The sequence below is a fragment of the Mucilaginibacter sp. UYNi724 genome, from assembly GCF_054057495.1.
Map to the genome: position 1 here is coordinate 391,137 of NZ_JBSRZI010000001.1, position 20,059 is coordinate 411,195.

A 20,059-nucleotide genomic window follows, 5' to 3' on the forward strand; every position below is an offset into this window, starting at 1 on the left:
TATACTTGCCCCGATAAATGAAGGTTGCACTCATCAATACATCAGATTCTGGCGGCGGAGCTGCCGAGGCTTGCATGCGCTTATTAAAAGCCCTCCAACTGCAACAGGTGGATGTAACCATGGTGGTGCAACATAAAAAGAGGGCTGAAGATGCGGTTTACACCATTGAGCGAAACATATTTGGCAAGTTACGGTCAAAACTAAATTTCCTGTTAGAGCGGATTCCCTTCATGCTTTTCCAGGAGCGGGATAAGCAGGTTAGGTTCGCTTTTTCGCCAGCCAACGCGGGTACGGATATCAGCCAATCTAAGATTATCAAAGAAGCCGACATCATCCACCTGCATTGGACCAACTCGGGGTTCCTCTCTATTAAAGACATAAAAAAAATCATCGCCCTAAATAAACCCATTGTTTGGACGCTGCACGATATGTGGGCTTTTACAGGTGGCTGCCATTACGCGGGCCCTTGTAACCACTTTAAAAACCAGTGCGGCAATTGCTATTTCCTGCGCAACCCGGAGGATAACGACCTATCGCACGATGGTTGGCTCCACAAAAAGGACGCGCTGAGTATCGCCAAAAACTTATCCATTGTAACCTGCAGCCATTGGCTGGGCGAGGTGGCCATGAAAAGCACCCTGCTTAAAGGGTTTATTATACAAGCTATCCCTAATCCTATCGATATTGACCTGTTCTCGCATAAAGATAAAGCTGCCGCACGTACCAAATGGGGCGTAAACCCCTCTGCAAAGATTATTTTGTTCGGCGCTGCCAATGTCAACGACAGGCGCAAGGGCATCAGTTTTTTGGTAGAAGCATTGCGGGTATTAAAAGCAAGCCGGCTGAACGAAGATATCGAGATCGTCATATTCGGTAAAAACAAGCACTTTGATACAAATGCTTTATCGTTCCCTGTTAAGCAATTGAATACTATCACTTCGCCTGCCGACCTGGCCGAGATCTATAGCATGGCCGATGTATTTGTATCGCCGGCTATTGAGGATAACCTGCCCAACATGATCATGGAGGCCATGAGTTGCAGCACACCCGTTGTGGCATTCAATACAGGCGGCATCCCCGATTTGATAGACCACCAGGTAAACGGTTACATGGCCGAATTTAAATCGGCCACCGACCTTGCCGCCGGCCTTAATGATGTATTGAACACAGGCAACCGCGATAAGTACGCCGCTGCCGCCCGCTACAAGGTAAAACGCATGTTTAATAACGAGAAGGTAGCAAGGCAGTACATAGATCTTTATAAATCCATCCTATGAAACCCGTCCTGTCGGTAATTACCATCGTTTATAATAATGCTCGGGATATTGAACGCACCATGCTTTCGGTGCTTGGCCAAACTTACGATGCTATCGAATATATTATGGTTGATGGTGCATCTAACGATGGCACGCTGGAAATTATTAATCGCCACGACAGCCGCATTGCCAAACTCATCAGCGAAAAAGACAAAGGTATTTACGATGCCATGAACAAAGGCCTTGCCTTTGCCACCGGCGAATATGTGATCTTCATGAATTCGGGTGATGAATTTTATGCAGCCGATACAGTTACCAAAGTTTTTGCCACCGCACCCGATGCCGACATATATTACGGCGAAACCGAAATGGTGAACGATGAGCGCGAAACCCTTGGGCAGCGCCGCCACCAGGCGCCCGATAAATTTAGCTGGCGCGGCTTTAAATACGGTATGAGTATCAGCCACCAGGCTATTTATATCAGGCGCACGCTTACCGAGCCATACGACCCCAAATACCAGCTTAGTGCCGATATCGACTGGATCATCCGTGCGGCTAAAAAGGCTACCAAGATCGTAAGGGTTGATGGTTATGTTGCCAAATACTTAATAGGCGGCATGTCTAAAGCTAAACACAAGCAGAGCCTGCTGGAGAGGTTCGATATTATGAAGCGCCATTACGGGTTAATCCCCACCGTGCTTAACCACGCGGTTATCGCTTTTAATTTAGGGTGGTATTGGTTGAAGAATAAAAGGACGAATGACTAGGTGACATTGAATATCTTGCGCGTCAATGACGGCTTTTCAACAAACAAAAAAGAGCGATAGGTCAACCCTATCGCTCTTTTCCTATATAAAGCCGTTAATTATGCTTTCGCTAACTCGGGTTGTTTGGTTTTACGTTCGGCGTACACAGCACCGGCTAAAGCCAAGATCAATAATATTGAACCTACTAACGAGATATTTTCGCCAAGGTAGTATGATGTTGGGTGGAAGATGAACTCAACCTTGTGGTTACCAACCGGGATGCTCGCTGCTCGCAGCAGATAATCGGCACGGTAATATGGCTGCTCTTTACCATCGATGTACATCGCCCAGCCTTTATCATAATAGATCTCGGAGAATACCGCAACCTGGTTTGAGGTTGAACCTGTTTGGTAGGTTAAATGATCGGGCTTGTAGCTGGTTAATTCGATGGTGCCATTTTTAGTCGCACCTAAAGGTTTTGCCTCTACAACGCTTTTATAACGCTCGTCAATCATTACCTCATCTTTTGGCGAGAAGCTGCTGATGGCCTGCATTTCCTCATCACCATCTTTTACATACTTAACCGAATTTACAAACCATGCGTGGCCGCAGGCAGTTGAATTGGCATGCATGCTTGGGCTGCCCGTTTTAGGGTCGGCAGTGATGATGTATTTGGTATTAAGCATATCAAGTACATCCTGGTTTACGCTTTTGGTGAATTGATTTTGAACTAATTCATCAAAACGCCTTAAACGAGCCGAGTGGAAACCACCAACAGTTTTATAGAAATAAGATGAACGCGAATCGTGAAACGGATCGCCACTGGTCATATCAAATACCCTAAAATCGGGGTCTTTATCACGGATGATAAATTCATCAATGTCACGTGGGGTGAAACTTTGATCAAGAATTTCTTTAGATACGAAGTTCTCGTCTTTTAAATAACGTTTGTCGACGCTCCACATATCTACCAAAATAATGGACATGAACGCAAGGGCGGCAAATGTTAAGCTTATTTTTTGTTTGATAACAATGTAAAGCAAACCAAACGCTAATGCGATGAAGATAAAAGTACGGATAGCATCGGCACGTTCTAAAGCCTGGCGGTCTTCTATTAGCGCGTTGGCAACCTGGTTAGCCATTTGGGTATTCCCCTGGAAAGCCTGGGTTAAACCGCCTATAAGCGTTTGATGCTCGCTCGATTTAAAACTTAAGAATAAACCCGGTACAGCTATCATCAATAAGGTTAAACCACCTGTGATATAGAAAGCGAGCTTTACATTTTTAAAGATGTATGGCTTATCGCGGTTTACAAATACCTCGTTCAACGCCAGGAAGCCCAAAATCGGGAAGCATAATGATGCGATAACCAACGTAGACTCTACCGCGCGGAACTTGTTATATAGCGGGAAGTAATTAAAGAACAGATCTGACAGGAACGGCAAATTCTTACCGAACGACAGGAACACGCTCAATAACACGGCTGATAACAACCACCATTTTATCCTGTTTTTAACGATGATCAACCCCAAAACAAACAGGAAGAATACGATGGCACCAAAATACCATGGGCCATTTGTACTTGGTTTATTACCCCAATAAACGGGCAACTGGCTGGCAAACTGTTGGGCTTGTGCAGGGTCTACACGGTTGTCGGTTAATACTTTTACTACTTTAGAATCTTCGGCAGCAGGTGCGCCACTGGCACCACCATATGCGTTAGGGATAAAGAAAGTGAACACTTCGCTTACGCTCTCGCTCCAGTTGTAGGCGTAATCTTTATCAAGGCCTGTGCTTACAGCGGTGGTTTCGCTTTTAAGGTTAGCAGGGCCACGGATGGTATATTTGCTGTATTCGTAAGTCGTCCATAACGACCCCGCGTTTACAATAACTGCCAAAATAGTAGCGCCCGCTAAAAATGCTAACGACTTTAAGAACGGCGCAGTTTGTTTTGCTTTAATAGCGTGGTAAAGTTCGATACCTATTAAAATAGCGATTGCCAGGAGCAGGTAAAAGGTCATCTGCACGTGGTTAGAGCGGATCTCCATCGCCAGGAACAAGGCGGTTAAGGCACCACCGGTAATGTATTTTCCCCTCAAAGTTATGATAATGCTGGCAACTATAGGCGCAAAGAACGCAATGGCATAAGCCTGGTTGGCGTGCCCCGCCTGAATATAAATGAAGTTATATGACGAGAACGCGAAGGCTACAGCGCCCGCTGCTGCAAGCCAGTTATTTAACTTAAGGGTACAGAATAAGAAATAAGCACCAAAAAGATATAGTAAAATGGTATCAACCGGGTTAGGGAATACGGCTTTAAGGCCATCTATAACGTAAGTAGTTAGGTTTTTGCCATACTTGGCCCAAATTTGGTAGCTCGGCATACCGCCAAACATTTGGTTTGTCCATAATGGTGCTGTGCCGGTTGCGGCTTTAACATCCATAATCTCCTTTTGCATGGCTTTGGCCTGCAAAACATCGCCCTGGTACATTATTTTACCCTGCATTAACGGGTTAAAGAAATAGGCAAAAGTTAGTACGAAAAATATTGCAGCGACTATAAGATGCCCACTATTCCGCTTGATCCAGTTGTTCATTTAAACTTTTTTAGGGATAATAATTATAATCTTCAAAAATAGAAAATTGAATGAGATTAGAAACGATAAGTTTTTATAAGATATTCAATTAGCAATTATGGGGCTGGTTGCTAAAATAATAAAACATGAATACCATTAATAAGATGCTTACAACATAAACAATAACGTTTAGCTTATTATACTCCTCGCGGTTGCGGCGGATGTTGTAAAGGTTATAAAAAGCGAGGATAGCTATAGAAACCCAAAAAAAGTTATTGATTGTGCCACAACTGGTAAACAGTTGCGTTAGTAATGCAAGTACAATAAAATTGGTAAGTATTAGCAGTACTGTGGGCGGGGTATTGTTGTGGCCGCGCCTGCGTTTATATAGCCCTTCGGGTAACATTGGTTTATTTAATTTCTTCGTAATCTACAAATTCTCCTTCAGAATCAGGCACTGAACTTTTTCCATCGGGTTTATAATCTACACGCACACGGCCATCAGGTTTTGGAGGCTGTTGTTGCTGGCGCGCCTGTTCCTGCGCTTTGTTAATTATGCTGCCAAACAGCATGGGCAAAAATATGCGCACAAGACTGCGGATGATATATAACGAACAAATGGCAATTATTAAGAAACGTATCAAACCCATCTGGTTTTAAATTAGCTTACAAATATAAGTATATAACGTAAAATTTGTTTCATTATGATATTTATGTAAATGAAAGGGGCAATGAATCAAACCCATTAATCCGTCCACTCACTAAAAAGTCAGTTTCACTCACTCAGGTATCCCGCCCAATCATTACTGTAAAATCGTGCTTTGATAGTATTTACCATTGTATCAGAAAAACACAAATCAAACTTAATAAACATTAAAAAAACTATCATGAAAACACAACGCTACTTATTTCTATTAACAGTTATCTGCTTATCATCATTAATGGTTAAATGCAAAAAGGGTGATGACGGACCTATTGGCCCTGTAGGTGCTAAAGGTGATACGGGTGCTACAGGGGCAAACGGTACAAATGGCACCAATGGTGCCGCGGGCACTACAGGCGCTACAGGTACGGCGAATGTAATTTACTCCGACTGGATAACGCCTGCATCTTATACCAAAACAACCGTATTTAGCACATTCAATTTCTCTTATGATATTGCTGCATCTAAAGTTACCCAGGCTGTTTTAGATAAAGGCACCATACTTGTGTACGCAAAACTGAACGGATATAACCCGGTGATATGGCCTACCGACCAAGTGAGTGGATTACCTATCGTGATCAATTATCTAAGTGGTACTACTCCGGAGATAGACACATGGTCGGCACGTAGTACGTTAGGTAAGATCCAAATCCATATGACCAACAATAATAATGCTTACGGCAGTTTATCTACAGCACACAGCTTCAGATACGTGATCATCCCCGGTGGCGTGCATACCACCTCTGTTGTAAATTTCAGAAATTATGCCGAGGTTAAAAGAACTTATAACATAGCCGACTAAAGCCTTAAGATTTAATCAAAGCCGCGCTTATATAAATGAGCGCGGCTTTGATTTAAGAGAATTTCTCTTCCATCATTTTTTCCAGGGCAAACATTTCATCGCGCAGTTTGGCGGCCAGCAGGAAATCCATATTTTTTGCTGCTGCCACCATGTCCTTGCGGGTGTTATCGATAGATTTTTTCATGTCCGGCTTGGTCATGTATTGCACTATCGGGTCGGCAGCAAGGGTAAGGGTATCGGTTTCCACGTAAGCCTGTTGTACGCCACCTTTAAAGTCGACAACGGAGGTTTGCTCCATGATCTCCTCTTTGGTTTTACCAACAGTACGTGGCACAATGCCGTGCTCTTCATTATATTTCATTTGCAACTCGCGGCGGCGGTTAGTCTCGTCCATCGTTATCTGCATCGAGTCGGTAATTTTATCGGCATACATAATAACCCGGCCCCTATCGTTACGGGCAGCACGGCCAATAGTTTGGATCAGCGAACGCTCTGACCGCAGGAAACCTTCTTTATCAGCGTCCAAAATAGCTACCAATGATACCTCCGGCAGATCCAACCCTTCGCGCAGCAAGTTGATCCCTATCAACACATCAAACTCGCCAAGGCGAAGGCCACGAAGGATCTCCACACGCTGCAAGGTTTTCACTTCCGAGTGTATGTAACGGCATTTAATGCCGAGCCTGTCCATATACTTGGCCAACTCTTCGGCCATGCGTTTGGTAAGGGTGGTTACCAGGATGCGGTCGCCCATTTTAATTGTTTTGTCCACCTCGTCAAGCAAATCATCCACCTGGTTTATCACCGGGCGGATCTCGATGATCGGGTCAAGCAACCCTGTAGGGCGTATCACCTGCTCTACCACTACACCGCCAGATTTTTCCAGTTCGAAATCGGCAGGGGTGGCGCTTACATATATTGTTTGGGGGGCAAGGCGCTCAAACTCCTGGAAGTTAAGCGGCCTGTTATCCATCGCCGCAGGCAAACGGAAACCATAATCAACCAAGGAGATCTTCCTGGACCTGTCGCCGCCATACATCGCCCTTATTTGGGGTACAGTTACGTGGCTCTCGTCTATCACCATCAGGTAATCATCCGGGAAATAATCCAACAGACAGAATGGGCGCATGCCCGGTTCGCGTCCGTCAAAAAAGCGCGAGTAATTTTCGATCCCGCTGCAATAACCTAACTCGCGGATCATCTCCAGATCGTAATTAACTCTTTCCTCCAGGCGCTTTGCTTCAATGAAGCGGCCATCGCCAATGAATTGCTTTTTGCGGGTTTCCAACTCCTCCTGAATGGCCCAAACAGATTGCTGGAAGCGCTCGCGCGGGGCAACATACAAGTTGGCAGGGTAAACCACCATGTGCGTCATCTTCTCGATGGTTTTACCCGTGGTGATGTCAAATGTGCTAAGCTCTTCAATATCATCCCCAAAAAAGCTGATGCGGTAGGCGTAATCCATATACGCGGGGAAAATATCCACCGTATCGCCCTTAACCCTAAACGTACCGCGTTTAAAATCGGCTGTGGTGCGGGCGTAAAGTATCTCCACCAAACGGTGTAAAAACGCGTTACGGCTAATACGAGTACCTACCGCGAATTTAAATACCGAATTGGCAAAATCTTCGGGGTTACCCATACCATAAATGCAGGAGATGGACGATACCACGATCACATCCCTCCTGCCGCTCATGAGCGACGAAGTGGTGCGCAAACGCAGTTTTTCTATCTCCTCGTTTATCTGCAGATCCTTTTCTATATAGGTATTAGACGAGGGGATGAAGGCCTCGGGCTGGTAATAATCGTAATAAGATACAAAGTAGTTCACCGCGTTATCGGGGAAGAACTGTTTAAACTCGCCATACAGCTGCGCCGCCAGCGTTTTGTTGTGGCTAAGTATCAGCGTGGGTTTTTGGGTTTGCTCAATTACGTTGGCAATACTAAACGTTTTACCAGAACCGGTTACCCCCAACAGCGTTTGGAAAGGGTCGCCGTTGTTTACACCGTCAACCAGTTGTTTTATAGCGGTCGGCTGGTCGCCGGAGGGTACATACTGAGAAGTTATTTTAAAATCCATTACTCAAAAATAGTGATTAGTGACCGGAGTTTTGTGATTAGGCTGTCAAGATTGCTAAACATTTTAGTTGGCCGTATTAACATGATCCTTTACAAAAATCTTATAACTGATGACAACCCTATGTCAGCATGTTTTTATACAACCAAATTATTTAAAGAATGATTGCTTAATTGCATCTAATTAGCAATCTTTAAGCAAGATTTGAAAAAAGCGTTTATTTCAAATTTCAGGTATCACATCTCAAGTCTACCCATGCAGCCTTTCATCCTCAACAAAACCAACAGCATTGCCAACCAATTTTTGGCTGAGCTTCGCGATGTTAACGTGCAGCAGGATAAATACCGTTTCCGCAAGAACCAGGAAAGGCTTGGCGAGATATTGGCCTACGAGATAAGCAAGACCCTAACCTACGAGGCTGCCGATGTGCAAACGCCATTAGGCACCGCCACCATAAACTTGGCTACCGAGCAACCCGTTATCGCCACCATATTGCGCGCCGGGCTACCCTTTCACCAGGGATTTATTAATTTCTTTGACCGTGCCGATTCTGCTTTTATCACCGCCTGCCGCAAGGTAAAAAAGAGCGGGGCATTCACCATTCAGATAGACCAGATCTCGACCCCAAACCTCGAAGGGAAAACACTCATCATGTGCGATACCATGCTGGCTACCGGCCAAAGCATGGTGTTGGTTTGTAAGGAGATCATCGCCCAATACAAACTGAAAGCCCTGCACATAGTGGCCGTAATTGCCAGTACTGAAGGCATTGCCCATGTACGCGCCAACCTCCCCAACGCACAAGTTTGGGTTTGCGCCGTTGATGAAGAAATGACCGGCAGGGCTTACATAGTACCGGGATTAGGTGATGCCGGGGATTTGGCTTTTGGGGAGAAGGTGTAGATAGATTTACGATGGGCGATTTTAGATTTACGATTTGAAAATAGATAACTTTGCTTCATGCCACAATCTAAAATCGCCCATCGTACATCTAAACAATACAAACACATCTTCTTCGACCTTGACCACACCATTTGGGATTTTGACAAGAACGCCGAAGAGACCCTGCATGAGCTTTACGGCACTTACAAACTAAAAGACATAGGCCTGCACTCCGCCGATCTGTTCATAGAAACTTACACCCGCCATAACCACCGCCTTTGGGCAGATTACCACTTGGGCAGGATCAGCAAGGATGAACTGCGCGAAGAACGTTTCAAATCTACTTTTATCGAGCTTGGTGTACAGCCGGACCTGATGCCCGCCGATTTTGAGGATGCGTATGTAAACCTCGGCCCAACCAAAACAAACCTCTTTGCCCACGCGCACGAAACGCTGGCATATCTGCAAAGCAAATACACGCTGCACCTGATCTCGAACGGGTTTAAAGAATCTACCGAAATGAAGGTTGCCCGCACCAATCTTGCGCCCTATTTTAAAAACGTCATCATATCCGAAGTGGTGGGCGTTAACAAACCCGATCCGCTGATATTTCACCACGCTATTGAACTGGCCGGGGCCACCATCCCCGAAAGTGTAATGATAGGCGACAGCATCGAAGCCGATATCCGCGGGGCTATGGGTGTAGGCATGGATGCCATTTATTTTAACCCTGCCAATTTAGAAAAGCCTGCAGATGTGGCTGTTCAAATAGTTGGGTTAAAAGAGCTAACTTTATTACTATGAACATCGCTAAAGAGCGCCGCGCCATTGATGCCGCATTAAATACCTACCGCCAGTTGCTTGACGGTTTTTCCGACGAGCGCTTCGCCCAAACCCCACCCACGGGTGGCTGGAGCTACGCCGAGGTGTATGATCATATCTTAAAATCGAGCTTAGGGTCAACCATCGCGCTGGAGCGTTGTACGCACAACAATTGCCCGCCAACCAAAAAGGGCATGGGCTTTTGGGGATATTACGTAATGGCAACCGGCCTGTTCCCGCCGGGGAAATTAAAAGTGCCCGAAGCCGTTGCCGATAAAATTGCCCCTAATAAGATAGATATTGAAGCCGCTAAAAACCTTATCATCAAAACCCGTAAACGGATAGATGGCGTTACCGAACTGATTAAAGACGCGCCGGCCAACGCCCGCTGGCAGCACCCCCGCCTGGGCATGCTTAACGCCGCACAGTGGTTTAAATTTACCCGCGTGCATTTGGAGCATCATTTAAAACAGTTGGAGCGGATAAAAAATAACTTTATAAAGCGGTAAATTTACTCGCCCGACCATCGCTACGCCTGGTCACCCTCTCGGCTTCGCAAAGAGGGTGGAAAAAAGAAAAAATTTATAACCCTTCTTTGCGAAGCGAGGGGGTCGCGCATCCCGATAGCAATCGGGACGGGGTAAGTAAAACACATAAAATGTTCACGTTCACGGCCGTGACCACACATTTTTATTTACAAAAAGCTGAAAATCAAATACTTGCATTTTATTGTGTACTGACAAAACGCTGCCACCACTTTAATCAAACCGGTTACAGGTGTTCACAAGTACTTTAAACGTCCTTAAAAAAACGCCCCTGGAATTTCATGTGCCTTTCATATTTAATTGGTAAATTACTACATCAAACAGGTAAGCTACCGCCGATATAAACCTGCCGCTAAATTAATTTTTGTTTAACGTAACCTTTTACATTTAACAAAGTCTTAACACTATAATAATTTGATTATATGATATTTGTAAAAATAAGGAAAGATGAATTTTGAATTTACTTACTTGTTTGTAATAGGATTACTGGTATTGCTTGGTGCATTCTATCTAAGCCCTTACGAACTTAAGGTTAACGAAGACGACGACGAGGAATAAGCCCCCCGTTACCAGCTGCCAGCGTTTATAAATAAACGGCTATTGTATAGCCCCTCAGTTTTTAATGGCAAAACGCGAAGTAGATATAGTTATCATTTCTGATGTGCATTTAGGCACGTATGGCTGCCACGCCAAAGAACTCCTCAAATATCTTAAAAGTATCAAGCCCAAAATGCTTATCCTCAACGGGGATATCATCGATATTTGGCAATTCAGCAAATCGTATTGGCCCGAGGCACACATGAAGGTGGTGCGCCGCATCCTAAAGTTTGTTACCGAAGGCGTACCCGTGTATTACCTTACCGGCAACCACGACGAAATGCTGCGCAAATTCACCGATTTTAACCTCGGCACATTTCAATTGTTGGATAAGATAGTGCTTAACATCGATGGTAAAAAAGCCTGGATCTTTCATGGTGATGTGTTTGATGTAACCATGCAGCATTCTAAATGGCTGGCCAAACTGGGCGCAGTTGGGTACGATACCCTCATCCTCATCAACAGCATGACTAACTGGCTGCTCACCGCTGTGGGCCGCGAAAAGATGAGTTTCTCGCAAAAAATAAAGGCCAAGTTTAAAGATGCCGTAAAATTCATAAACCAGTTTGAGCAAACCGCTGCCGACCTGGCCGTAGAGAAAACCTACACCTATGTTATTTGCGGCCACATCCACCACGCCGAGATTCGCGAGATCCAGTCGACAGAGCAAACGGGGTCGGTGCTATACCTCAACAGCGGCGACTGGGTGGAAAGCCTCACCTCGCTCGAATACCATAACCACGGCTGGACCGTTTTTAAATACCAACCCGACGACTTTAAGCAAGACAACGACGAAGACGACATCACCGACGCCGAAGACCTGGACGCCAAACTGGACGTACGGAGTTTATTAGAAAGGTTTAAGCAGGAGGCGCAGTAGGGGGATTGCTGATTTGTCAAATATCCTGATCTGTTTATTATAATTTTTAAAGGCGCTTATTTACTGCGGTAGTGTCCTTGTGGATGAATGGTTAAGACTTAATTACTTTTCTTTTTTTTATTGGGAAGTACTATAGGTTGTGTTAGTAGCCTGGTATCTTGGCCCATAAATTAAAAGATATTGCCTTTTCCAAACAGATAGTTTCACTCTATAAACTGAGCATTATTTAAAATATCATTAAGCAGTGCTTCGGCTTTTTTTAAATCGGCTTCAGGATAATCAATGTTCCCCCAAAAGGTCCAGGTTCTATCTTTATTTTTAAGATTAAATTCATATCGTCCAACATTGTCAACTACTCTATTGGTTATCAGTACTTGGTTATTCCCAATATTTTTAATTACTGAAGTATAAGTGTTATTACCATGGCGCCTAAGTAATCCGGCTAAATCATCCGAAAGGTGTTTCATAGCAGGTAAACTAATATTGGTGGAGTCATGATTAACATTATATAAATTTAAAATTATGCCATTAAAATTATATACGTATGGGGCTCTAAGTTTTTCGGGCATTTGATACATCGGTCTTTTGTTGGTTAACCCATCTACCTGCTGCTTATTCATTTTATACGTCCCCCGCGGGTAGTAAAACTTTTATAGATTCCACTAAATGTGTTAGTTGTGCATTGCAATTTAAAGTGTATGCTATGCTGATAATTAGAATAATTAATTTTTTCATGAATAGCATAGTTTTTAGTCCTAAATGAGCCTTGTACTATTTATATTTCATTTGCTCTTGCAAATGTCTTTATTTAGCATCCGGAAGGCTTTCCTTTAAGTAAACTGCATTCCCATTGGTACTTATTCACCGAAATAGAAGAACTTAAAATCAAACTTGACATTATGAGTATATCATTCAATTTTCTTAAAAGTGGCTTTTGTGGGTACCGAAAATGTATAATCGGGTTTTTCAGGTCCAATTATGACAGTTTCCCGGTTTGTTAAACTCCAATTTGCTGTATTACCAATACCTTTAGATAATTCTAATACAACATCGCCACTTTTCAATTTCCTACCTAAATCATAAAATATAAATTTAACCCTATCCTTACTTTTATCTTTGTCTACATACCCTCCTGATTTAATGGTTGAACAACCAACAGATGATTGTAATACTTGTCCACCAATTTTTAGGGTATAGTCCCCCTGTATCAAATCGATATAAAAACCATCCCCGTTTTTTACAAATGTTTTCACAAGTTTCAGACTAATTAAAAAAGTAGTGTCGTGCGATAGGTATTGCCACTCACCTGTAAACCTTTTTAAATCGGGCTGGGTAAGATAAATGTCTTTAGATGTTTGCTGCGCTTTGCATGCTAAAGTATATACCAGGCTAAAGATCAAGATTAATACTTTTTTCATAATTGCTTAATTTCTCATCTATGAATAGCCCTTGAGATAAACAATATTTGTCTCAATATTTGGAATCATTCATGATTGAAATAATAGGATCAAGTAAAAATACCATATTAGGTTCCATTTCTTGTTGGTGGGCTAACGTTGACATAACTAAACCTAAAACTTCAGAAGGCGTATAATTAATTGTTTTGGGGATTTGGCATTCGGTTTTAAGATTTTCGATAGTTAAACAAAACACCAAGTTTTGGTTTGGTTTTTTGATTTTATTAGAAAATTGGTATCCTATTAAAAATTTAAAACTTTTTTTAATATCATCTGGAGCCTCATTCAAAATCTTGTAATTTATAACCTTCCTGTCTTTTACAATAGTTTTTACAATAGCATAATGCCAGTTACAATTATTAATAGCTGATTTAGGTATTAAGTACCTACTGGAAACAAAATGTACAAAATTTTGGTATTTCGATTCTTTAAAGTTAGTAAATGGAAGTATAAAAAAGAGCAGGTTTATTGTCAATAATTTCATAAGAATATTTATTTACATGGAGTACCAGTTGAGCCGGATTTATATTTTTGATCGGGCTTTAAAGCTTCGTTCCATTTACGTAGGGCACTGCCTACGGTATTTGTGGCCAGCGGTTGCTCTTTATTAATGGCTTCGTTTCTTCCAAACCAATCTTTTGCGTCTTTTACAAAAGCGATCTGCTCTTTTTGGTCTGTGGCTGATGGTGGTGAATTAACAAGGTCTTTTTTACAACTGTTAATTATTAAAGCAAAAGTAAGTAAGAAGAGAATTAACAGAGCACTATTGCTCTTAGCGTAATATTTTTTCATGCGATAGGTTTAGAATTTCCTCACAAATATAAATTTATTCTACCAATAAAAAAACACGTAGAAATACCTGCTTTTACAATTAAAGGCTGTGAAATACATACATAAATTTCGTTAGGGTTACAAACAATTGGCATTTCCTTTTTTCCTAAGTCTATACTACCCCTCACCCTATCCCCCACCGCTAAACATAACTTTACCCTCATTTCACCATTTATTAATCTTCGTAACACAATTGTTTGCTAAATTGCCCGCAATTACACGCCTATGAAAATATTGTTCGGTATACAGGGTACAGGGAATGGCCACATTAGCCGCGCCCGAGAGATTGTACCCCTGTTGCAGCAATACGGCGAGGTGGACCTGCTGGTGAGCGGCACTGAAGCTGAAGTGAGTTTATCGCAACCGCTTAAATACCGTTTCCATGGGTTTAGTTTTGTGTTTGGTAAAAACGGCGGGGTAGATAATTGGGCCACCTTTAAGATCATGAACCTGCGCCAACTATGGAAGGATATGCACAGCATCCCTTTAGACCAATACGACCTTATTATTAACGATTTCGAACCCGTTAGTGCCTGGGCCTGCCGCCTGCAAAAGGTGCCGTCGGTATCGTTAAGTCACCAATGCTCTTTTGTATCGCAAAAAACGCCAAGGCCAAAAAAATGGAACTATGCCGAGTGGCTTTTTAAATTTTATTCGCCCACCACGCACCACATCGGTTTCCACTTTGAGCGGTATGATGATTTTATCCATACACCCGTTATCCGCAGCGATATCCGCCAAATGGTTACCAGTAACCTGGGCCATTACGCCGTTTACCTACCCGCCTACAGCGACAAAACGCTGATTAAGCACCTTAAAGAGACCAATGCCGAGTGGCAGATCTTCAGCAAGCGCACAAAAATAGCCTACCGCGAGGGCAATGTAACTGTTGTGCCGGTGAATAACGAGGCTTTCAACATCAGCCTTGCCAGTTGTGCCGGCCTGCTTACCGGCGGCGGGTTCGAAGGCCCTGCCGAGGCCTTGTTTTTGGGTAAAAAGGTTTTAATGATCCCCATGCGTGGCCAGTACGAGCAGCAGTGCAACGCCTTGTCCGCATCTAAACTTGGGGTAGAAGTTGTGCATACCATATGCCCCGATTTTGTACAGCGCATCAACAATTGGATAGCCGATGACCGCCGCATAGTGGTCGATTTCCCCGACGAGACCGCCAGGATAGTAGACGAGATGGTGAAAAAGTACGCGCGGAAGTAAAGACACAAGAGATAAGAATCAAAAGACAAGATTAAATTCCAAAGCGGCGGGTGCTGTGCGATTCCCAATGGACTCACCCCGACTACGCTACGCTGGTCGACCCTCTCTGCTGCGCAAAGAGGGTGTAAAAATCAGTTATTGTTGAAGCGAACCCTCTTTTCGCGTAGCGAAGAGAGGGTGGTCGAGCGAAGCAATGACCGGGTGAGTAAATAGCATCCAACACTCTAAATTTTTGTGCTAATTTTGCAGCCAATAGCCAATCGGTATGATCAGTATTTTTAAGGTATTTAATCCGCTTAACATATTATGGCTGGCCATTTTAATTTTTGTGCTGCGTATTGGTTACGTAGCGCAAGTGCCCGATAAGCTCCAGTTTATATTTGTTGAACCCTTTGCCCGTTTGCTGATACCCGCAAGTTACGAGTACGCATTTTCGCCCGTTGCCAATATCTTCCTGGCGGGATTAATTGTACTGGGGCAGGCCTTGCTGTTAAACTACCTGGTTAACCACTACAACCTTTTGGGGCGGTCAACCTTTTTACCGGCGCTAATGTATGTAACCCTTACCGCGCTGTTCACCCCTTTCATGACGCTAAGCGCACCGCTCATCTGCAATTTTTTAGTGATCTGGATGCTGTTTAAACTATTCAGCCTCTACAAAAGCGATGATGCAAAGTCAACCGCTTATGATCTGGGGATGATCGTAGCTATCGGCTCTATCATTTACCTGCCTTATATCTACCTGTTCCTGTCTATTTGGATAGCGCTGATTATATTTAAGCCCATTAACTGGCGCGAGTGGATCTCGGGCGTGCTTGGGTACGCAACGGTGTTCTTCTTTTTCGCGGTATTTTACTACCTCAACAATAAGCTGGGCAGCTTTTATCACATCTGGGCGCCGCTTGGCAGTAAGTTCCCAAGCATCAACATTAATTATTACAACTACCTGGTGCTGGTGCCTGTGCTGCTTATTTTGGTGCTTTACTTTTTTAAACTGCAGCAAAACTATTACAAAAGTTATGTGCAGGTACGTAAATCGTTCCAGCTGTTGTTTATCCTATTTTTGATAGGCGCGGGCTCGTTTTATGTAAAAACCGAGTTTAACCTTAACCACTTTTTACTGTGTGCCGTACCTGCGGCGGTGTTTTTTTCGTACTATTTTATCAACGCCAATATCCGCTGGATGTACGAAAGTTTGTATTTATTGCTGCTTATCAGCATCATATATTTTCAGTTTAACACTTTTTAACTTTTACATTCGTTCAAATTTCATAGGTTATATTAGTTTTGTACCATGAAATTTGGTGTAGTAATTTTCCCCGGCTCAAATTGCGATGAGGATATCATCCACGTTCTTCAAAATGTAATGGGCCAGCAGGTGGTGCGTTTGTGGCATAAAGACCACGATCTGCAAGGTGCTGAGTTTATTGTTTTGCCGGGCGGTTTCTCCTTCGGCGATTACCTTCGGTCGGGTGCTATTGCCCGCTGCTCGCCTATCATGCAAGAAGTTATCCAGTTTGCAGCCAAGGGCGGCAAGGTGATGGGCATTTGCAACGGTTTCCAGATATTAACAGAAGCAGGCCTGTTACCGGGTGCATTGCTGCACAACAAAAACCGCAAGTTTATTTGCCGCAACATCCACATGAAAGCGCAAACCGCAAACTCGTTGGTTACGCAATTGATAGACCCGCAACGCGCGCTAAAAATACCTTTGGCCCATGGCGAGGGTAATTATTTTGCCGATGCCGATGTATTAAAGGCCATTAATGATAACGACCAGGTATTGTTTCGCTATTGCGACGAGGCCGGTAACATTACCGATGACAGCAACCCTAACGGTTCGATAGAAAACATTGCCGGTGTAACCAATGCAGGCCGCAACGTGTTTGGCTTTATGCCACACCCCGAGCGCGCATCAGAAAGCCTTGTAGGTAACGAAGACGGACTGGCTATTTTTGAATCGATACTATCACTGGCCAGAGCATAAATGCCAAACCTGGTTATTGATATTGGCAACACTTTTACTAAGATCGCCGTTTTTGAAAAGGACGAGTTGCTTAAAGTGGACCAATACCAGCAGCCAACACAGCAAAACATCGATAGCTTTTTAAGCGGATCTAAAATTGGCGGGGTTATCATATCATCTGTAAAGACAGATAAACAACCCTGGCAAACCACGCTCGAAAAAGATTTTGGCGTAATACAATTTAACAGCAGCATAACAGCAGGCATAAATAATCAATACAGATCCCCTAAAACACTTGGCGCCGATAGGCTTGCAGCGGTAATAGGGGCAAATTATTTGTTCCCCAACGCCAACAACATCATTATAAGCGGGGGCACCTGCATTACGTATGACTTTGTTGACGCCGGCGCAAATTATTTTGGTGGCAGTATATCACCGGGGTTAAATATGCGTTATAAAGCCGTTAACCATTATACAGCTGCTTTGCCGTTGTTACAGGCTGACGAAAACTTCAGCTCCCCCTACGGTAATGATACCATATCGGCCATCAAATCAGGGGTGCAAAACGGGGTTAAATACGAGCTGCAAGGCTTCATAAACGAGTACATAAAAGCAACACAAGGGTACAATATCATACTAAGCGGGGGCGACAGTATTTTTTTTGATACTCTATTGAAAAATAGCATCTTTGCCCCCTGTATTAAAATTGAGCCTTACCTGGTTCTTAAAGGATTAAACGCAGCGATACAAAAGCATAATGACTAAATATATAAGGTTCCTGATAATACTGTTCTTATTTACTGCAACGGCACTTGGCGTAAAGGCACAATCTACTGCAACTACCAGTTCGCCATACTCGCGTTACGGTATAGGCGACATTAACCCAATGCTGCTGCCGCAAAATACTGCCATGGGTGGCATTGGTGTTGCAACCAACACCATAAGCGGTTTCTTTAATATAAACCCGCTTAACCCGGCATCAAACGCAAGCATCGGTTTAACGGTTATAGATGTTGGCTTGTACGGTAAATTCAACACGCTCGAAAAATCGGGGCAAACCTCGCAAAATAACGCCAACTTCAGGCTAAGCCATGTTGCTTTCGGTATCCCGTTAACAAAACGTTCGGCAGTTACCTTTGGGTTGATGCCATACAGCGAGCTGGGCTACAGCTACAGGCAGGTAACTTCTAACTTTGGTTCGGGCAATACAGGGATAGATACTAACGCGGTAAACTATATTTACAACGGTGATGGTGGTTTATCGAGGTTTTTCTTAGGTTACGGTTTTGGTATAGGCAAACACCTATCAATTGGTGCAAGCGCGTCATACATATTTGGCAACCTTAAAGAGTCCCAATCAACAGAGGTACCTAATTTGAGTGGTGTACTTAACTCAAGGATCGAAGAAAGCAATAGCATTAAAGGCTTCAATTACGATTACGGGATCCAGTACGGGATAGATTTTTCTGACAAGAAACGCTTAACGTTAGGGTATTCAGGGTCGGCAAATACAAAATTAAATACAACCAACAGCTATGTTGTTAGCAGCTATTACAGAGATAGCAATGGTGACGAAGGCGTTGCTACAGATAGCCTTATCAATAACCAACAGGCATCCGCCAAAATACAATTACCAATGATAAACCGCTTTGGTATATCATTCCAAAACCAAGGCAAGTTTTTAATAGGTGCCGATTATACCATGAGTAATTGGTCAAAATTAACCGTTGCCGGCGTTAACAAGGGCCTTCGCGATAGCCGTACATTTAACATAGGGGGCCAGATCACGCCAAACGCAAACTCATTATCTAACTATTTTGCCGCTGTGGATTATCGTCTGGGCTTTATATACGATCAAACATACCTCAACGTAAATAATACCGATATTAAGCGGTACGCAGCTACATTTGGCGTTGGTTTGCCCCTTAGGTCAACCACAACATCAACCTTTTATAAAGTTAATATAGGTGCCGAAGTTGGCAAGCGTGGTACTTTGGCTAACAGCCTTGTAAAAGAAAATTACATTAACTTACACCTGTCTTTCACACTTAACGATAAGTGGTTCCAGAAATACAGGTTCGATTAATATTGGCTAATGCGAAGCAGGCTTAAACAACTGAGCATATATTTACCGGCTGTTTTTATAGTCCTGCTTTTGAGCGCCTGCGAAAACGATATTAATAAGGTAAAAGCCATTGCCGCTGCCGATGCCACCAAGCCTATACAGCGCACTACCCGCGTAGATATGATATTAAGCGACTCTGGCTATGTAAAAGCACAACTCACCGCTCCCCTGCTTATACAATATGATATCAAAAAAGACCCCTACAGTGTAATGCCAAAAACGGTTAAGGTAATATTGTATAAACGCGATTTAAATAAAGACATCACCATTACTGCCGATACCGGTTATTATTACAAAGAGAAAGATATTATTATATTCAAAAAAAATGTTGTTTCTACCCGGATGGAAGATGGGGTGGTTTATAAATCGGAAGAGTTGATCTGGGACAAGAATAAAAAGCAAATTTACTCAAACAAGCAAGTCTTAATGACAAAGCCAAACGGCGAACAGATGACCGGCACAAGCTTTGTAAGTGACGACAAATTCCTAAACCCCAAGTTTGAAAACTCCACAGCCATCATCCACGTGGATGGCAGCCTGGCGCAATAATAGCCCTGATTTTTTTCACAAAATTTTGTGTTA

The 20,059-nt window shown here is 43.3% G+C and carries 21 protein-coding genes; 13 read left to right on the forward strand and 8 right to left on the reverse strand.

The genetic code is table 11. The features are described from left to right. Nucleotides 1–17 precede the first annotated feature (17 nt). Together ACVW0P_RS01720 and ACVW0P_RS01725 are read left to right on the forward strand one after the other, a co-directional pair. Complete coding sequence (locus ACVW0P_RS01720) at nt 18–1,277, forward strand: glycosyltransferase family 4 protein (RefSeq protein WP_457130547.1); 1,260 nt, start codon at nt 18–20, stop codon at nt 1,275–1,277. Beyond that, nucleotides 1,274–2,023 carry a glycosyltransferase family 2 protein gene (locus ACVW0P_RS01725; protein ID WP_457130548.1) on the forward strand — a complete coding sequence of 250 codons (750 nt, stop codon included), beginning with the start codon at nt 1,274–1,276 and terminating at the stop codon, nt 2,021–2,023. The genes ACVW0P_RS01720 and ACVW0P_RS01725 overlap by 4 nt, the downstream gene beginning before the upstream one ends. 98 nt (nt 2,024–2,121) lie before the next feature. Here ACVW0P_RS01725 and ACVW0P_RS01730 read toward each other — a convergent pair whose 3' ends face one another. The 3 genes from ACVW0P_RS01730 to ACVW0P_RS01740 all read right to left on the reverse strand — a co-directional run bounded on the left by ACVW0P_RS01730 (nt 2,122) and on the right by ACVW0P_RS01740 (nt 5,228). After that, on the reverse strand, nt 2,122–4,509 hold the full coding sequence (locus tag ACVW0P_RS01730; protein WP_457130549.1) for a YfhO family protein: 2,388 nt from the start codon (nt 4,507–4,509) through the stop codon (nt 2,122–2,124). A gap of 178 nt (nt 4,510–4,687) precedes the next feature. Further along, nucleotides 4,688–4,984, reverse strand: coding sequence for a hypothetical protein (locus ACVW0P_RS01735; protein WP_354427884.1), 297 nt, complete (start codon nt 4,982–4,984; stop codon nt 4,688–4,690). Between the two features lie 4 nt (nt 4,985–4,988). Beyond that, nucleotides 4,989–5,228, reverse strand: a complete 240-nt coding sequence (locus tag ACVW0P_RS01740; protein WP_457130550.1) for a DUF4834 domain-containing protein — start codon at nt 5,226–5,228, stop codon at nt 4,989–4,991. Between the two features lie 237 nt (nt 5,229–5,465). On the opposite strand from ACVW0P_RS01740, the gene ACVW0P_RS01745 reads away from it, so the two are divergent. Next, nucleotides 5,466–6,083, forward strand: a complete 618-nt coding sequence (locus tag ACVW0P_RS01745) for a hypothetical protein (protein ID WP_457130551.1) — start codon at nt 5,466–5,468, stop codon at nt 6,081–6,083. A gap of 52 nt (nt 6,084–6,135) precedes the next feature. Here the strand turns inward: ACVW0P_RS01745 and uvrB are convergent, their stop codons facing one another. Further along, nucleotides 6,136–8,163 (reverse strand): excinuclease ABC subunit UvrB, encoded by a 2,028-nt coding sequence (gene uvrB, locus ACVW0P_RS01750; RefSeq protein ID WP_457130552.1) that lies wholly within the window; start codon nt 8,161–8,163, stop codon nt 6,136–6,138. Nucleotides 8,164–8,415: 252 nt separating this feature from the next. Between uvrB and upp the strand changes: the two genes are divergently transcribed. From upp to ACVW0P_RS01770, 4 genes are all read left to right on the forward strand, one after another. Beyond that, nucleotides 8,416–9,063 (forward strand): uracil phosphoribosyltransferase, encoded by a 648-nt coding sequence (upp, locus tag ACVW0P_RS01755; RefSeq protein WP_457130553.1) that lies wholly within the window; start codon nt 8,416–8,418, stop codon nt 9,061–9,063. 57 nt (nt 9,064–9,120) lie between these two features. After that, nucleotides 9,121–9,846 (forward strand): YjjG family noncanonical pyrimidine nucleotidase, encoded by a 726-nt coding sequence (locus ACVW0P_RS01760; RefSeq protein WP_457130554.1) that lies wholly within the window; start codon nt 9,121–9,123, stop codon nt 9,844–9,846. Next, a complete protein-coding gene (locus tag ACVW0P_RS01765; protein ID WP_457130555.1) occupies nt 9,843–10,373 on the forward strand; it encodes a DinB family protein in 531 nt (176 codons plus the stop codon). The genes ACVW0P_RS01760 and ACVW0P_RS01765 overlap by 4 nt, the downstream gene beginning before the upstream one ends. Before the next feature lie 658 nt (nt 10,374–11,031). Then, complete coding sequence (locus ACVW0P_RS01770) at nt 11,032–11,886, forward strand: UDP-2,3-diacylglucosamine diphosphatase (protein ID WP_457130556.1); 855 nt, start codon at nt 11,032–11,034, stop codon at nt 11,884–11,886. Between the two features lie 203 nt (nt 11,887–12,089). Here ACVW0P_RS01770 and ACVW0P_RS01775 read toward each other — a convergent pair whose 3' ends face one another. The 4 genes from ACVW0P_RS01775 to ACVW0P_RS01790 form a co-directional block, all read right to left on the reverse strand. After that, nucleotides 12,090–12,506 (reverse strand): hypothetical protein, encoded by a 417-nt coding sequence (locus tag ACVW0P_RS01775; RefSeq protein ID WP_457130557.1) that lies wholly within the window; start codon nt 12,504–12,506, stop codon nt 12,090–12,092. A gap of 288 nt (nt 12,507–12,794) precedes the next feature. Further along, entirely contained in the window at nt 12,795–13,304 is a 510-nt protein-coding gene (locus ACVW0P_RS01780) for a DUF6705 family protein (protein ID WP_457130558.1), read from the reverse strand. Nucleotides 13,305–13,356: 52 nt separating this feature from the next. Beyond that, on the reverse strand, nt 13,357–13,827 hold the full coding sequence (locus ACVW0P_RS01785; RefSeq protein ID WP_457130559.1) for a hypothetical protein: 471 nt from the start codon (nt 13,825–13,827) through the stop codon (nt 13,357–13,359). A gap of 8 nt (nt 13,828–13,835) precedes the next feature. After that, nucleotides 13,836–14,135 (reverse strand): hypothetical protein, encoded by a 300-nt coding sequence (locus tag ACVW0P_RS01790; RefSeq protein ID WP_457130560.1) that lies wholly within the window; start codon nt 14,133–14,135, stop codon nt 13,836–13,838. Between the two features lie 264 nt (nt 14,136–14,399). On the opposite strand from ACVW0P_RS01790, the gene ACVW0P_RS01795 reads away from it, so the two are divergent. From ACVW0P_RS01795 to lptC, 6 genes are all read left to right on the forward strand, one after another. After that, nucleotides 14,400–15,386 carry a glycosyltransferase family protein gene (locus ACVW0P_RS01795; RefSeq protein ID WP_457130561.1) on the forward strand — a complete coding sequence of 329 codons (987 nt, stop codon included), beginning with the start codon at nt 14,400–14,402 and terminating at the stop codon, nt 15,384–15,386. 265 nt (nt 15,387–15,651) lie between these two features. Continuing rightward, complete coding sequence (locus tag ACVW0P_RS01800) at nt 15,652–16,635, forward strand: DUF6427 family protein (RefSeq protein WP_457130562.1); 984 nt, start codon at nt 15,652–15,654, stop codon at nt 16,633–16,635. A gap of 45 nt (nt 16,636–16,680) precedes the next feature. Beyond that, complete coding sequence (purQ, locus tag ACVW0P_RS01805) at nt 16,681–17,373, forward strand: phosphoribosylformylglycinamidine synthase subunit PurQ (RefSeq protein ID WP_457130563.1); 693 nt, start codon at nt 16,681–16,683, stop codon at nt 17,371–17,373. After that, nucleotides 17,374–18,117: a type III pantothenate kinase gene (locus ACVW0P_RS01810; RefSeq protein ID WP_457130564.1), complete on the forward strand. Its 744-nt coding sequence runs from the start codon at nt 17,374–17,376 to the stop codon at nt 18,115–18,117. Next, complete coding sequence (locus tag ACVW0P_RS01815) at nt 18,110–19,438, forward strand: hypothetical protein (RefSeq protein ID WP_457130565.1); 1,329 nt, start codon at nt 18,110–18,112, stop codon at nt 19,436–19,438. The genes ACVW0P_RS01810 and ACVW0P_RS01815 overlap by 8 nt, the downstream gene beginning before the upstream one ends. A 9-nt stretch (nt 19,439–19,447) precedes the next feature. Continuing rightward, nucleotides 19,448–20,026 (forward strand): LPS export ABC transporter periplasmic protein LptC, encoded by a 579-nt coding sequence (lptC, locus tag ACVW0P_RS01820; RefSeq protein ID WP_457130566.1) that lies wholly within the window; start codon nt 19,448–19,450, stop codon nt 20,024–20,026. Nucleotides 20,027–20,059 lie beyond the last annotated feature (33 nt).

Coding starts and splice junctions, on each gene's coding strand:
- purQ (WP_457130563.1), top strand. CDS start 16,681: ATGAAATTTGGTGTAGTAATTTTCCCCGGCTCAAATTGCGATGAGGAT.
- ACVW0P_RS01780 (WP_457130558.1), bottom strand. CDS start 13,304: ATGAAAAAAGTATTAATCTTGATCTTTAGCCTGGTATATACTTTAGCA.
- ACVW0P_RS01815 (WP_457130565.1), top strand. CDS start 18,110: ATGACTAAATATATAAGGTTCCTGATAATACTGTTCTTATTTACTGCA.
- ACVW0P_RS01720 (WP_457130547.1), top strand. CDS start 18: ATGAAGGTTGCACTCATCAATACATCAGATTCTGGCGGCGGAGCTGCC.
- ACVW0P_RS01760 (WP_457130554.1), top strand. CDS start 9,121: ATGCCACAATCTAAAATCGCCCATCGTACATCTAAACAATACAAACAC.
- uvrB (WP_457130552.1), bottom strand. CDS start 8,163: ATGGATTTTAAAATAACTTCTCAGTATGTACCCTCCGGCGACCAGCCG.
- ACVW0P_RS01795 (WP_457130561.1), top strand. CDS start 14,400: ATGAAAATATTGTTCGGTATACAGGGTACAGGGAATGGCCACATTAGC.
- ACVW0P_RS01770 (WP_457130556.1), top strand. CDS start 11,032: ATGGCAAAACGCGAAGTAGATATAGTTATCATTTCTGATGTGCATTTA.
- upp (WP_457130553.1), top strand. CDS start 8,416: ATGCAGCCTTTCATCCTCAACAAAACCAACAGCATTGCCAACCAATTT.
- ACVW0P_RS01745 (WP_457130551.1), top strand. CDS start 5,466: ATGAAAACACAACGCTACTTATTTCTATTAACAGTTATCTGCTTATCA.
- ACVW0P_RS01775 (WP_457130557.1), bottom strand. CDS start 12,506: ATGAATAAGCAGCAGGTAGATGGGTTAACCAACAAAAGACCGATGTAT.
- ACVW0P_RS01765 (WP_457130555.1), top strand. CDS start 9,843: ATGAACATCGCTAAAGAGCGCCGCGCCATTGATGCCGCATTAAATACC.
- ACVW0P_RS01810 (WP_457130564.1), top strand. CDS start 17,374: ATGCCAAACCTGGTTATTGATATTGGCAACACTTTTACTAAGATCGCC.
- ACVW0P_RS01740 (WP_457130550.1), bottom strand. CDS start 5,228: ATGGGTTTGATACGTTTCTTAATAATTGCCATTTGTTCGTTATATATC.
- ACVW0P_RS01785 (WP_457130559.1), bottom strand. CDS start 13,827: ATGAAATTATTGACAATAAACCTGCTCTTTTTTATACTTCCATTTACT.
- ACVW0P_RS01790 (WP_457130560.1), bottom strand. CDS start 14,135: ATGAAAAAATATTACGCTAAGAGCAATAGTGCTCTGTTAATTCTCTTC.
- lptC (WP_457130566.1), top strand. CDS start 19,448: ATGCGAAGCAGGCTTAAACAACTGAGCATATATTTACCGGCTGTTTTT.
- ACVW0P_RS01800 (WP_457130562.1), top strand. CDS start 15,652: ATGATCAGTATTTTTAAGGTATTTAATCCGCTTAACATATTATGGCTG.
- ACVW0P_RS01735 (WP_354427884.1), bottom strand. CDS start 4,984: ATGTTACCCGAAGGGCTATATAAACGCAGGCGCGGCCACAACAATACC.
- ACVW0P_RS01725 (WP_457130548.1), top strand. CDS start 1,274: ATGAAACCCGTCCTGTCGGTAATTACCATCGTTTATAATAATGCTCGG.
- ACVW0P_RS01730 (WP_457130549.1), bottom strand. CDS start 4,509: ATGCAGGGTAAAATAATGTACCAGGGCGATGTTTTGCAGGCCAAAGCC.